Origin of the sequence: Paenibacillus xylanilyticus (assembly GCF_013359935.1) — a bacterium.
GTDB classification, from domain to species: domain Bacteria; phylum Bacillota; class Bacilli; order Paenibacillales; family Paenibacillaceae; genus Paenibacillus; species Paenibacillus xylanilyticus.
Window position 1 is genome coordinate 91,735 of the sequence record NZ_JABMCB010000206.1, and the last position, 13,754, is coordinate 105,488.

Annotated in this window: 13 protein-coding genes; 9 read left to right on the forward strand and 4 right to left on the reverse strand. The window is 45.2% G+C overall.

Annotated elements, in window-relative coordinates; genetic code table 11:
- The first annotated feature begins 72 nt into the window (after positions 1-72).
- From HP552_RS32270 to HP552_RS32300, 7 genes are all read left to right on the forward strand, one after another.
- Positions 73-762 (forward strand): response regulator transcription factor, encoded by a 690-nt coding sequence (locus HP552_RS32270; protein ID WP_175399429.1) that lies wholly within the window; start codon positions 73-75, stop codon positions 760-762.
- Positions 759-1,763, forward strand: coding sequence for a sensor histidine kinase (locus tag HP552_RS32275; RefSeq protein ID WP_175399430.1), 1,005 nt, complete (start codon positions 759-761; stop codon positions 1,761-1,763). Before HP552_RS32270 ends, HP552_RS32275 begins: the two co-directional genes overlap by 4 nt.
- 100 nt (positions 1,764-1,863) lie before the next feature.
- Positions 1,864-2,619: an ABC transporter ATP-binding protein gene (locus HP552_RS32280; protein WP_175399431.1), complete on the forward strand. Its 756-nt coding sequence runs from the start codon at positions 1,864-1,866 to the stop codon at positions 2,617-2,619.
- Positions 2,616-4,541 carry an FtsX-like permease family protein gene (locus HP552_RS32285; protein WP_175399432.1) on the forward strand — a complete coding sequence of 642 codons (1,926 nt, stop codon included), beginning with the start codon at positions 2,616-2,618 and terminating at the stop codon, positions 4,539-4,541. The genes HP552_RS32280 and HP552_RS32285 overlap by 4 nt, the downstream gene beginning before the upstream one ends.
- Positions 4,542-4,969: 428 nt before the next feature.
- Entirely contained in the window at positions 4,970-5,593 is a 624-nt protein-coding gene (locus tag HP552_RS32290; RefSeq protein WP_175399433.1) for a hypothetical protein, read from the forward strand.
- Positions 5,594-5,830: 237 nt separating this feature from the next.
- Entirely contained in the window at positions 5,831-6,268 is a 438-nt protein-coding gene (locus HP552_RS32295) for a GNAT family N-acetyltransferase (protein WP_175399434.1), read from the forward strand.
- Between the two features lie 176 nt (positions 6,269-6,444).
- A complete protein-coding gene (locus tag HP552_RS32300; protein ID WP_312884385.1) occupies positions 6,445-6,867 on the forward strand; it encodes a hypothetical protein in 423 nt (140 codons plus the stop codon).
- A 51-nt stretch (positions 6,868-6,918) separates the two neighbouring features.
- Here HP552_RS32300 and HP552_RS32305 read toward each other — a convergent pair whose 3' ends face one another.
- The 3 genes from HP552_RS32305 to HP552_RS32315 are packed head-to-tail and all read right to left on the reverse strand — an operon-like array spanning position 6,919 to position 9,170.
- Positions 6,919-8,376 (reverse strand): erythromycin esterase family protein, encoded by a 1,458-nt coding sequence (locus HP552_RS32305; protein WP_246311156.1) that lies wholly within the window; start codon positions 8,374-8,376, stop codon positions 6,919-6,921.
- 60 nt (positions 8,377-8,436) lie between these two features.
- Complete coding sequence (locus HP552_RS32310; RefSeq protein ID WP_175399435.1) at positions 8,437-8,640, reverse strand: helix-turn-helix transcriptional regulator; 204 nt, start codon at positions 8,638-8,640, stop codon at positions 8,437-8,439.
- Positions 8,641-8,663: 23 nt separating this feature from the next.
- Positions 8,664-9,170 carry a DUF6773 family protein gene (locus tag HP552_RS32315; RefSeq protein ID WP_175399436.1) on the reverse strand — a complete coding sequence of 169 codons (507 nt, stop codon included), beginning with the start codon at positions 9,168-9,170 and terminating at the stop codon, positions 8,664-8,666.
- Between the two features lie 298 nt (positions 9,171-9,468).
- Here HP552_RS32315 and HP552_RS32320 point away from each other — a divergent pair, with 298 nt between their 5' ends.
- Together HP552_RS32320 and HP552_RS32325 are read left to right on the forward strand one after the other, a co-directional pair.
- The gene (locus HP552_RS32320; protein ID WP_175399437.1) at positions 9,469-10,689 is read left to right on the forward strand and encodes an RtcB family protein; all 1,221 of its coding nucleotides are present in this window, start codon (positions 9,469-9,471) and stop codon (positions 10,687-10,689) included.
- 247 nt (positions 10,690-10,936) lie between these two features.
- A complete protein-coding gene (locus HP552_RS32325; RefSeq protein WP_175399438.1) occupies positions 10,937-12,115 on the forward strand; it encodes a DUF4272 domain-containing protein in 1,179 nt (392 codons plus the stop codon).
- A gap of 95 nt (positions 12,116-12,210) precedes the next feature.
- Here the strand turns inward: HP552_RS32325 and HP552_RS32330 are convergent, their stop codons facing one another.
- Positions 12,211-13,251: a LacI family DNA-binding transcriptional regulator gene (locus HP552_RS32330; protein WP_246311157.1), complete on the reverse strand. Its 1,041-nt coding sequence runs from the start codon at positions 13,249-13,251 to the stop codon at positions 12,211-12,213.
- Positions 13,252-13,754 lie beyond the last annotated feature (503 nt).

Genomic DNA, 13,754 nt, shown 5'->3' on the forward strand with positions numbered 1-13,754 from the left:
ACGGCTATCCCGTAACAGCCGAGTCTAATTACCCTATCCAGCTTTAGAAGAACAGAAATGTGGTGAAGGAATTTGTTTAAAATTATGCTCATTGAAGACGATGAATCCTTATTCAGTGAGATCAGGGAACGGTTATCCCAGTGGTCTTATGACGTATACGGCATACAGGACTTCGGTAAAGTCATGCAGGAGTATAGTGATGTCCAACCACAGCTGGTCATCATTGATATACAATTGCCCAAGTATGACGGTTTTCACTGGTGCCGCATGATTCGTGCCCACTCGAATGTGCCCATTATCTTTCTGTCCTCACGGGATCATCCTACGGATATGGTCATGTCCATGCAGCTGGGTGCGGATGATTTTATCCAGAAGCCCTTTCATTTTGACGTCTTAATCGCCAAAATCCAGGCCACGTTACGGAGAGTATACAATTACAACACGGAGCGGATCGAACTTCGAACCTGGCGGGGGGCTGCGATAGAGTATGTGAAGAATACACTTACGCTGGGAGCAGAATCAGTCCTTTTGACCAAAAACGAGATGTTGATTCTCAAAGTGCTGGTGGAGCACAAAAATCAGATTGTCACCCGCGAGGAACTCATCCGGAGCTTGTGGGATCATGAGCATTTTGTGAGTGATAATACGCTGACGGTCAATGTTAATCGGCTGCGCAAAAAGCTCGAGCCATTAGGGCTGGATGGGCATATCGAAACCAAAGTCGGTCAGGGATATGTCGCAACGGAAGAGGCTGAAGCATGATCGGCAAATATATCAGAGAAAAACTCAGCTGGATCTTATTGCTGGTATGCATACAGCTCATCATTTTGTTTGTGGCGTATATTGATTCATCCATACCCATTCGCTCATTAGCATACGTGGTCATTCTGAATGCGGTAGTCTGCATCAGTTTTATCTGGGCGAGATATCCGAGGGAGACACGATTCTATAAAAAATTAACGACCTGGGACCATACATACGATCTAGGGGAGCTCGATATAGCGGAAAGTCCGTACGAACTTATCGTGCATGATGCCGTAACCTCCCAGACCGAGCGTTATCGGAAGGAGTCTTCATCCTACCTTATTTTGCTCGAACAGGAGAAGGACGAGATGTTATCCTGGATCCATGAAGTGAAGACACCCCTTACAGCGTTACAGTTAATGATTGAACGTACGCCGGATGATAAACTGCGGAATCAAATGACGTATGAATGGCTGCGAATTCATCAACTGCTGGATCAGCAGCTGCATCAGAAACGAATTCCGTTTATGCATAATGACCTGTATATTGAGGAGACCGAACTTGAACCGATACTGAATGCAGAGATTCGAGCCTTGAAGTCCTGGTGCATCTCCAAAGGCATAGGTTTTGATATGTCACTGAATATTACGCGCGTGCTGACGGACAGCAAATGGCTGGGTTTCATCATCCGGCAGCTGCTGAGCAATGCGGTAAAATACAGTGATTCCTCGGATATTATTATCGAAAGCTGGGAACAGGATGGACATCACGTTCTCTCGATTCAGGATCATGGACGAGGGATCGAAGCGCAGGATTTACCGCGTATTTTCGACAAAGGCTTCACTTCAACCCGGGGAAGGCTGGAAGGTGCGGCTACCGGAATGGGGCTGTATCTGACCCGACAGGTGGCACAAACGCTGCATATGGACATTCACGTAGAGTCTGCCCCCGGCGAAGGGACAACCGTCAAACTAACCTTTCCCCGGATAAATGACATGGTGCATCTTGCGGGCGTGTGACAACAATGTCACATGCTTTTTCGTTTTGTTCGGTGAATCGCACGATAAATTGGCAGATCCCGCCTATGATAGAGACATACCAAAGGAGAGTGTATGGGATATGTGGATACTGGAAGCCAAAAAAATCAGTAAAGTATATGGCAACAAACTCAATAAGCAGGAAGTTCTGAAAGGAATCGATCTTGGTGTTGGCAAAGGAGAATTTGTAGGGATTATGGGACCCTCGGGTTCCGGAAAAACGACACTGCTTAATGTGCTCTCCTCAATCGATCGTGTAAGCCAAGGCACCATTGACATCGAAGGCAAGGAGTTTACCGGAATGAAGGAGAAACAGCTCGCTGAATTCCGTAAACATCATCTCGGTTTTATTTTTCAGGAATATAACTTGCTTGATACGCTTACCGTGAAGGAAAATGTGCTGCTGCCGCTTTCCATTACGAGCATCCCGAAGCAGGAGGCACATCGGAAGTTCGAAGAAATTGCCCGTGAACTGGGCATCTACGAATTGAAAGACAAATATCCATCCGAAATTTCAGGTGGTCAAAAACAGCGGACTTCAGCTGCGCGTGCATTTGTCCACGATCCAAGCATTATATTTGCGGATGAGCCGACAGGCGCACTGGATTCCAAATCCGCTTCGGATCTGCTTGGCAAATTAAGCGACATGAACATTAAACACAAGGCTACCATCGTGATGGTCACTCATGATCCGGTTGCCGCGAGTTATTGCAGCAGGGTGATTTTCATTCGGGACGGGCAGATTTACACCCAATTGAATAAAGGAGACGAATCCCGGCAGTCCTTCTTCAACGACATTATCAAAACCCAAGGCGTGTTGGGTGGTGTGCAGCAATGAGTTTGCGATACATCATCTTCCGTAACCTGAGAAAAAACCTGAAGAGTTATTATTTATATGTATTTGCGCTGATCTTTAGCGTGGCCTTGTATTTTTCCTTCGTGACGTTGCAGTATGATCCTTCCATGGATGAGGTGGCGGCTTCGACCAAAGGAGCGGCTGCGATTGGTGCTTCTTCGGTGCTGCTGATTGTCATCGTGGGCATCTTCCTGCTCTATGCCAATACCATTTTCATCAAGAGACGCAGCAAGGAGATTGGACTGTTTCAGCTCATCGGGCTGACGAAAGGAAGAATTTTTGGCATCTTGAGTGCGGAAAATTGCATCCTCTACTTTGGCTCCATGGCGGTAGGTGTTCTCATCGGTTTTCATAGCTCCAAGCTGGTGCTGATGATTTTGTTCAAAATTCTCGGCATTGATGCGATTACGAAACTATACTTCTCACCGATGGCACTCGTCCAGACATTGATTGTATTTGCGGTATTGTATCTGCTCATTATGCTGATGAACTATGCCTTCATTAAGGCGCAGAGCATTCTCTCGCTCTTTCGGGTAACGGCCAAGGCTGAGCAGCAGGTGCAGAAGATGTCCGCCGGACAGATGATCATCGGCATTCTGGGTATAGCCCTGATTGTGTTTGGATATGTATTATCAGCAAGGATGTTCAGCGGTGAGGCGCTGGATATGCAGCAGCTGATGTATATGATGTTGATGATTTTGTTCTCGGTCATTCTGGGGACGTATCTATTCTATAAGGGATCGGTCAGTTTTTTGTTTAATCTGATTCGCAAAAGCAAAAACGGCTACCTTTCCATCCATGAGGTTCTGTCATTGTCCTCCATCATGTTCCGAATGAAATCGAATGCACTGCTGCTTACCATTATTACGACGGTGTCCGCGCTTGCGATTGGCATGCTGTCACTTAGCTATATTTCGTATTATTCGGCAGAATCTCAAGCGAAAGAAAGCTTGCCGGAGGATTTCTCTTTTGCTCAAGCGGATGTGAAGAATCGTTTTGTAGCAGAACTTGAGAATAAGCAGATCCCATATGAGGAGAAGCACAGACAGCCTGTTTATATTGATATTGATGCCAAAGAAGTAATGGATGATTCCTTTCCGGAAGAATTTTTGTTCAGCAGCGTGGTCAGCGACAGCATGGTAGATGATATCGATCTGAAACCGGGTGAAGTGATCTTCATGGGTTACGGAAGTGCCATTCAGCAGATGATTACCATTCAGGAAAAGGGTCCAATCGTGCTGCATGGCTCAAAACAAACCATTGATCAACAATTGATCGGCACGACCAAAAAAGGAATTCTTCCTGTCTACTACACCAAAGGTACACCTGTAGCTGTTGTCGATGAAACCGTTTATCAGCAGCTTCAGAAGGATCTCGATCCCAAGCTGCAGGAAGGCGAGTCGACTGACTATTATGGAGTTCGTATTATAAACGAGGATCAGGCTGAGAAGGCATATGCCATTTTTGAGGAGCAGCAATTGGAGGCGCCAAGCTTCTCGCAGATTGAGTTCAGAAATAACCAACGTACCAATATGGGCCTAATTATGTTCATTGTCGGTTTCCTTGGTCTGACCTTCCTGATTACATCAGGATGTATTCTGTACTTCAAGCAAATGAATGAGAGTGAAGAAGAGAAACCGAGCTATACCATTCTGCGCAAACTGGGATTCACCCAGGGCAATCTGTTGAAGGGTATCCAGTTCAAGCAGGTCTTTAATTTCGGGATCCCACTTGTAGTGGGGCTGAGTCATAGTTATTTTGCGGTAAAATCAGGGTGGTTCTTCTTCGGTACTGAACTGATGACACCTACGGTCATTGTCATGATTGTGTACACACTATTGTATTCGATCTTTGGTCTGTTATCTGTGTGGTATTATAAACGGGTGATTAAGGAAGCACTATAGATCGGAATAAGTATCATGACAAAACAAAATTCGAAAAGGGTCATGCTGTCTGTGAAGGACAGCATGACCTTTTTTTCATTGTAATGGATAATCAATTTTACCTTCTTCCAGCAGTTGTTTTAATCCATCAAACATCAAACTCCAACCCTGCTCTGAGCACAGGAAAGAAATTTTTGGGAAAACAGGTGATAGAGGGACTGAGGACGAAATGGTTGTAAAGTGGAATACGTCGATGGATATCGTAAAGCGGAAGGGGCATGTACGATGAATTTGGCTAATCGAATCACGCTGGCAAGGATGGCTTTAATCCCGTTATTTATGTTGTGCTTTGTTCCTTTATCGCCTTCAAATGTGGGATGAATTACATAAGGGTGAACTACAAAATGCTTCAATGAGGGAAGTAGAGAGACAAAGAATTCCGTTATTTTTTGGGTGAAGGAGGCGGAGGGCAACTGATTACAGCTAGAGTTATGCTGGTTAAACCAGGGTCATTCATTGAAGAGGAGACAGGGATAGATAACTGGTTAGCTGCTGTGAAACAAATGCCGGAAGTGCGGTATGCCGATGTAAATGATCGCATACAGGTAGAACGGTTGATGATGAGTCAAAAATTTGGACTAGATGCTCTTCAGATGGCTATTCATGTATTCGACGAGAGTGGACATCCATTAATCGGATATGAGGTCCCAAGTGGAATGAATATATGGCAAGATTATCTGCGAGCTATTCGCAAGTTGATGGAGCAGCGTAAAGCCTGTGTGAGTTACGGGATTGATCCTTATTTGCTCGAAATGGAGTACGTGGCTAATGGAAAATTAAGGTGTGCTATTCGTATGGAATTGGCCCCTCAGGATGTGCTCACTCAGTTCGTTACATCTGAAAAGGCGTTTTTACTAGAGCTGTTGAGAGCTATTGAATTTCTATGGAACAAGCTGCTGCATGAGTACCATACACAGAGTGGGCTCGATATAGCCAAACTGAGAAACAATGGAGAAGATATATTTATAGAGATTGATTCTTTGCGTGAATGGGTTTCTCAGTTACCCCAATAGTTTCTGATCCAATTTATATGTCTGACTAGCTTGGAAATATTGGGTTTTGGAGGGAAATGGAGATGTCCCAAGGAACGATGAATCACAGTACTGCGGAAAATTCAGCCTACGTTCGTCATCAATTGATGGCTACCATTGAAAATGCACCAACAGGGCATCGTCATTATTATTTAAAAAGGATCTCAGATAGGGTAGAGTAGAGTACGGAATAAGACAGAAAGTCAGGGGGATGGCTCTATGGTTACAATCAAAGCTATTGAATTTCAGGATTTACCGGCCTTAAGCAAACTGTACAATGAGTTAATGGGGACACCTACCAATGAGCAGCAGATGCAAAAAATGTTTCGCTACATACAGCAAAATGGTCATTATCACGTGCTGGGTGCTTTTTATAATGGCGAGCTGGCTGGATCTGTCATGGGGATCGAATGTATGGACCTCGTGGGTCAATGCAAGCCTTTCATGGTCGTGGAGAATGTGATCGTATCGGATCAGGTCCGCAGGCAGGGGATTGGTCAGAAGCTGATGCTCCAGATTGAACGGATTGCGAAGGATCTCGGGTGTGAGTACATGATTTTGGTATCTGGCGATCAGCGCAAGGAAGCCCATGTTTTCTATGAAAAGCTTGGATTCAAGGATGAGAAGGTTCAAGGGTACCGGAAGCATTTGAACTGAGATTTTGCATCCATTCAATAAGCGACTAACAATCTCAATATATAGCTCGAATCATTGAAAATGCTGAACTAATCTACAGGACGTAGAAATGTTTTTTGCCAGGAGGATTACTTAAGGAGTAAGGCGAATAAGGCATAGTCATAAATCAACAGTATGGATATGAGGGAGGCACTCTCGTGTTTAAAAAATGGGCTAATGTCTTGATGATTCTGAGTTTGGTATTTGCCGTATGTTCCCCAACATCCTACGCTGCCGCCAAAACGGTTAATGTAACCGTGACACTGGTCAGCGCGGAACTGGTAGAGAACAACTCCGTCGGTAACGATTGGGCCGTAGGTGCAAGTGTGAACGGTAAAAACCTAAATGAAGGTTCTTCTGTTACATTAAAGCTGAAATCAACTGATACGTTGAAATTAAAAGCGATTGCCGAAGAACAGGACAAGATTCCCGATATCGGAAGCAAAAGCACCAACGTTAAAGTATCCTCTTTCTCCAAATCGACCAATAAGACCCTTTCCGTTATTGTGAAAGAGAACAGGGGCCGTTATTCGGGTAACACGGCGATGTGGGAGTTCAAGTTCAAGATTAGCAAAAAGTAAAAACAGGAAAATGGTAAGAAAAAAAGAGAGCTGTCAGCTCTCTTTTTGTATTTATTCCTTACTTTGTTCTTTGGAGCCTGATGAGGAGGATCGAATATATTGCGGTGGATGAACGTCGCCAATCATTAAAATGCCGTCATACTGATCTCGCGGGACAAAACTCTCAGGGATCATGCCCCAGCTGTATGCAAATCGTGGTTCGAACATCCATGAGTTGCCTGTTTCCCTGTTCTGATACCGCAGGTCCAGGAAACTGTAGGGGGTATTCGTTGCTGACATGATGCCTTCAATGGAACCGGGTTTTGCCGGCTCAACGGCATGAAGTCCGCCGGAATTATCGGCCGTTTGACCGCTGGATGCATACAATCCCAAAACATAACTGGATTTTTTTATTTCTTCCGAAAGTTTTTCTCCCATCATGGTTATGGGATAAGGTGAGCCCATGACTTCGCTATGCGCCTTTCTTATGTGATCGTTATGTCCCCAAACTATAAATTTTTCGTTTGGATACACTTCGGTTGCGAGCCACATGAGATTGTCATGCATCGCCTGATCGCGCCACTCCATGGAGTCAAAAAACGTCTCATATTTTCCTTCATTCATTTCAGCCGCTGCACGGATCGAAAGATCGACATATTCCCTTGCTACATGAATTCGATCACTGAGGCTTCGCTCCAGCAGCATGGAAAGTTTCGGTTGATCCGGGTATTCTTTTTGCAGATAGGCCTGGTTCGATTTGGATTTCAGGGATTGAAGGACGTCTTTGTATACCTTGATAATTTCATTTTTCTCAGCGCGATAGGCTTTCAGATCCGTTCCGGCAGAGAAATTGGACAGCTTTTGTTCCGTTTGTGCGAGTCGCTTGGCGAGCTCTTTATCCTTCAGCCAGTTACCATCCAACAGCGGGAATTGCAGCTGCATGTCGAAACCGGTTAGAATCAGGGGTTGTTCAGTCTGTGCGCTCGTTTTGAGATAATCGAATAAAGGCATGATTTCCTTGGACCACCAGACGCCGAAGATGGAGTTTTTCATCGTTTGTTCGGGAAGTTGCTGTTTTACCATGGCATTAGCAAGCGATGTGTTGGAAAGGCCGCTTTCGAAGGCAAGAATGTTGTATCCCATTTCCTGATGCAAAAACTGGATCAGCCGGGTTTTCGCCAGATTAAATTCGGCAACCCCATGGGAGCTTTCACCCAGAAACACAATTCGCTTGTCATAGAGTAGAGGTTTCAGCATCTCCAGATCCGAGAAGGAATCAGGCTCCTGACCTGTCTTCACAGGCTGGATGCTATCCAGTCGATATGCGTGATCTCTAGCCCATTCGTTCCATTCTGCAATTTTCTCATCCGATGTTTTTGCGGATTGCACCTGAGTTACCTGCCCCTGAATGGTCTCCATGGTAGCTGATGCTGCAGCACCTGCAAGCCCTGTTGGATAGAGCGAACTTGTCAGTATGGCGGTAGTCAGAGCAAGTACAGCAGCCGTTTTTCTTTTCCTGAAATCGATCAAAATAATGCCTCCTTCATCATGTGCTTGATAATAAATGATTTCGTAATGGAACCATCCAGCTTATGTTTGTTCTTCGTCCCAGAACAGGTCATTCAGTGTTCTTGAGAGTGCCTTGCATATGGCAATACATAAGCTGAGGGACGGATTATACTTTCCCAGTTCAATGAGACCAATGGTTTGCCTCGATACACCAACGATCCGTGCCAGATCGTCCTGCGATAGATCCTTTTCGACCCGGGCGACTTTCAATCGTATATTTTTCATGCCCATTCACCCTTGTATCCTTTCTATGAATCCCACTGATCTTTTCGAGCGGCTTTTTGACTCGCCTTGTTTGCGAAGTGATGAACGATGACATTGAATCCTGCAAAGAGCGGAATATAAAGCAGCAGTGAAATAATAAAAACGAGGAAGAAATACCACCACTTCTCATGCGCCGTATCGGCAAACAAAACGGAACTTCTTATGCCCAGGAACAAGGCCATTGAGATACCGATAATCAGACCCGTAATTATGTTGCGCAGGCTATATGAAATTTTGCTCGTCTGGTCATGGACCTCAACTTCATCCGAATAAATGCCCAGCATGACGGAACGAACTCCGAAATAGATACTTCCTGCGAGAAGCACGATCACTTCCGTCAGCATGGAGTAAGTCTCCCAACTGAGAAAGCTTTTGATCAGGATGGAGATGCCGCAGATCCACATGATTAAAGTGTAAGCTTCCTTATACACCTTGTTTTTCAGATTGACGATACGCTCATCCTGATTTCCATTTGTTTTAAACCATTTCATGATTGACCTCTCCCTTCATAGAGATTGAGAATAATGTGGTAAATATTTCTTATGGGCTTCATGATAATACTATTTGAGTCTTTTTGCAATATATATATGTCATTTTGTTCGGTATAGAATACAATGTGATAAGATAAAACAATCTAAGGTTACACAATAACGTACAGCGAATGGTAGAGGACACTGTAATCGAAATGGCAATGTGTGTCATCCAACAGGAATTGATTTACTGCCCATATGGTATGGTTTTTGGTAATATATACAAAGTGTTTGATAAGACAGGAGGTTTACATAGAGGATGAGAATCGTGGATAACATCAAAGTTTGGGGGGAGCCGCTGGAGAATGCGGTTAGTCAGGCAGTGACCTGTTCACAACATGGAGATGTGCTGGGTGTTGCGCTCATGGCTGACCATCACAAAGGATACTCGCAGCCGATCGGTGGCGTGGTCGCCTACCGTAACATGATCAGTCCGTCAGGTGTTGGATATGACATTGCCTGCGGTAACAAAGCGGTACGCACCAACCTCTTGTGGGAGGAGATCAAGGATCAGATTGGCGTTATCATGGACGATATCAATGCAAACGTATCGTTCGGCGTGGGCCGGAATAATCCAACCCCAGTCGATCATGATCTGTTTGATGATGCCAGCTGGAAGTTGTTCGATACAATCGAGCCTGGATTACAGCACAAATTAAAAACACTGGCACGTAACCAGCTTGGCACGGTAGGCAGTGGCAACCACTTTGTAGATATTTTCGTAGAAGAATCAACGGGCAAAGTATGGGTTGCGAATCATTTCGGCAGTCGTGGGTTTGGTCATAAAGTCGCGAGCGGATTTCTCAATCTGGCTGCGGGTCGTGAGTTTAGCGGGAAGGCACCCGGAGAATCCATGGATCAGCCGCCTACGTTGTTTGACCTGAACAGTGAAATGGGTGAGATGTATTGGGACGGGATGACTCTCGCAGGCCGTTACGCCTATGCAGGCCGGGATTACGTTATCGACCAGGTGCTTGGTATTCTTGGAGCAAGTGCGGAGTATTCGGTGCACAACCATCATAACTTTGCATGGAAAGAACAGCATATGGGCGAAGATGTGGTCGTCGTCCGCAAGGGAGCAACACCGCTGGCTCCCGGGCAGCTTGGTTTTGTTGGAGGCAGCATGGGAGATATTTCGGTAATCGTCGAGGGAATTCACAGCGAGGAGAATACCGAGTCATTCCGAAGCACTGTACATGGGGCTGGCCGGATCATGAGTCGTACCCAGGCTGCTGGCAAAATGAATTACAAGCTGCGCACACGCATGGGCGGCGAAATCAGTGAGGAACAGATGCAGGCAGCAATTCGTGCCTATGGTGTCGAGCTGAGGGGCGCAGGCACAGACGAAAGTCCGTTTGTGTATAAAAAGCTGCAGGATGTATTGAATGCTCACGAACATACTTTGAAAATCAATCATATTCTGCGTCCCGTCGGTGTCGCGATGGCCGGAGGCAATGAATTCGATCCGTATAAGGACTAGTTATATAAGTTCAACTAACATTTACACAATAACGGAGAGGACAGAAATAACCTGAAGAATCGAAGCGTTCGCCTAAAAGCTTTCTGAAAAGAAAGCTACATCGGAAGCATAAGCTATCTCCGGATGTTCTCCTTTAAAAAAGGGAATCAAAAAATCTGGGGATACAGCGATCGGAAAGTTGTTCTTTCATCGGAGTGCCAGTGTAAATTTTCATTAGTTGAACTTATAGAAAGAAGAAGGTGACATAATGAGAAACTGCGCATTGTACAGCTCCCAGTTGGACCTGGATCAGCTGTTTGAACTCATTCAATCCATCTATCCACAGGATAAGATCGAGCGCAAGGAAGACAAAACCCATATTCAGGTGATTCGCAAAAAGTGGCTTAGCAAGAAAACCAAAGGTTTCAACATCATGACAAGTCAGACCAACCCCGGGGAATTCACCTCAATGATTCAGGGCATGATGGGCTTCCTGAGTCAAATTGAGGGACGTAATCTGGCAGTGCAGGAGAAAGTGCTGATCAAATGCTCGACCCTGAACATGGTCGTTGGCATTGAGGCTGAAGAGGACATATCCGAGGAGTTCTTCGAGGAATTATTGACGCTTGCCCAAGGACTGGATGCGGTTATTTTCTGGGGCGGAGGGTCCCTACTGAACGCACAAGGGCAGTTATTGTTGGATGTCAACGGAGAATCCGAGGTGGAAGATTACAAGGTAACGGCGCACACCAGCTTTTTGGATGATGTCAGACCGCATTCCGAGTCTGGAGCCCGGCGAAAAGAAAAATCCGAGTCCATTTTGGCAAAACAGGGCATTCCATTCAATGTTCATTTGCCCGCCAGGGCCGGAGATGAGCACACAATGATCCGAAGCGCAGAAGAAGTGGCACAGCGTGCAGTTGCCCTCTGTATCGCAGCACTCAAGGGTGAATGTCTGGGTGCCGGAGAGAGTGCGGAAGATACGGCAGCGCTGGTTCAGGAAGTCATCGACAAGTATGATGCGGCCTCATTTTTCTCACCTGTCGAGAAGAGGTTTATCGCGCAGCATGGGGCGGAACAACAGGATGTAATTTCTTTTTCATGGGGGTACGAGGCTTATCATGTGATGTTATGGGCGCTTGGTTACGTCGAGGAACTTGGAGCTCCAGTAGATCTGTGTAACGTTGGACAGGCTGTAGGATATTTGCAGCAAAAGGACACTTTTGAGGATTTTCTGGCCGAAGCATCCCTGCGCAGCAAAAGTGAAATTCTGGACGCTGCTGACCTGATCTACCGTTACAACTGGGTATGTGTAGACAGCCGTGTGAATGACCAGGCACCTCCTGCCGGGTTGAATGGTGGAGTCGCCTATGAACGTCACCGTGCGTTAAATTGGCTGATATGTTATCTGGATCAGGAATGGGATGATGTACGGACAGATACGTAACGTGGATACCCTAAACTGGATATATCTAATTTCAAATACCCCCAGCCAGTAACGTAAACCACTGGAATGGGGGTGTTTTTTGTCTATGCAGCTGTTTAACCGCTATGCCTGCTATATTGTTCCCGAATGATGACGTCTGCCATGATCAATTTTTTCTCCACATTACTCTCGGGGTTTACGATGCGCCACAACATCTGGTCCACTGCACGCGCACCAAGCAATTCCTTGTTTACGTTGACCGTGGCGAGCACCGGAATGTTGTCGTACAAATTATCAAAACCCGTGACAACACATTGGTCAGGTACGGTTATTCCCATACTCTCCAGTGCTTCAATCGTATAGAGCGCGGAGAAGTCATTCGCACATACAAACACCTCTGGCAAGTTGGCCTCATGAACTACCGACGTGAACGTTTGGCGGAAATCATCGACGGCTGGACTGCACAACTCCGGTATCTGATTCATTTCTATACCGTTGCCCATAAGCACAGAACTGTACGCGATCCATCGTTCATAGAAGCTGTGAGCATCGCTGATATTCCCGACAAATTGAAAGCTCTTGAAACCCTTACGAAGGAGATACAGCATGATTTCACGCATCGAAGTAAAGTTGTCTGTAAAAATGCTGTCACTGTGGAAGACCGGATCGAGATGATCAACCATAACGACGGGAATCCCCAGGCGCTTAATTTCAAGCAATATGGGGGTGGTGATTGAACCCACCGTAATAATGCCCCGAATGGCATCGGGATTGAGCAGTGTAAATAATTGGTCCGCAGAAGGCTCCGTCAGGGTAAGAATATTGATCCCTTTCTGGTTCAGTCTGGATGATATCCCGTTAAAGACGGGCCCCCAGTAGACAGACTCCTGGTTTTGGTAACGAACATTTGGAAACAAAATGAGGATCGTTCCGCTCCAACGCATGTGTTGTGGGTCGTGAAGATCATTGCTGTTGTTCATATCGCCAGATAACATGCTGTTATCTTTGAAATATCCAAGTTTGCCAGCGGCCTTAAGGATAATGTCCCGTGTCTGATCACTCACACCGGATTTCCCAGAGAGTGCACGTGAGACCGCAAATTTTGACAGACCCGTAAAATGTGCTATTTCCTGAATTGTTACCTTCGTCTTCATCATACCATCCTTACATTCTTAGTTCTGCCGTATTCTTGACCATGTAGCATGAAACTGATTCCAGTATATCATGATATATTTCCTCTAATCTAATAACGGACACAGAATAATAAATGTTAGTGGTCCCCAGGATTGTACGATGGAAATGGAACGACAGAGATGAAGTTTTTTGAGAGTAAAGCACGAATATTGTCTTAAAAATTATCAATTTGTTATTTTGTAAAATAACAAATTGTGAAGATTTAAAATTGCTTAATTATCGATACACTCAAAAGATAATGTGATTAAAATGCTGTTGAATAGCCTTTTTTTACTGGTTTAATCAGCATCATAACAGAAACAATAGAAAATGTTAACAATAAAATGTTGACGCTTACATTTTGCTATGTTAAATTTTGTTTGTTCAAAACAAACGATGAAATAACAAATGGCGGTGATGTTCTGATTTTATTAGGTGGGGTGAGGTTAGTTGTTTTTGCGTGACCGTATTAGACAAACACATTCGG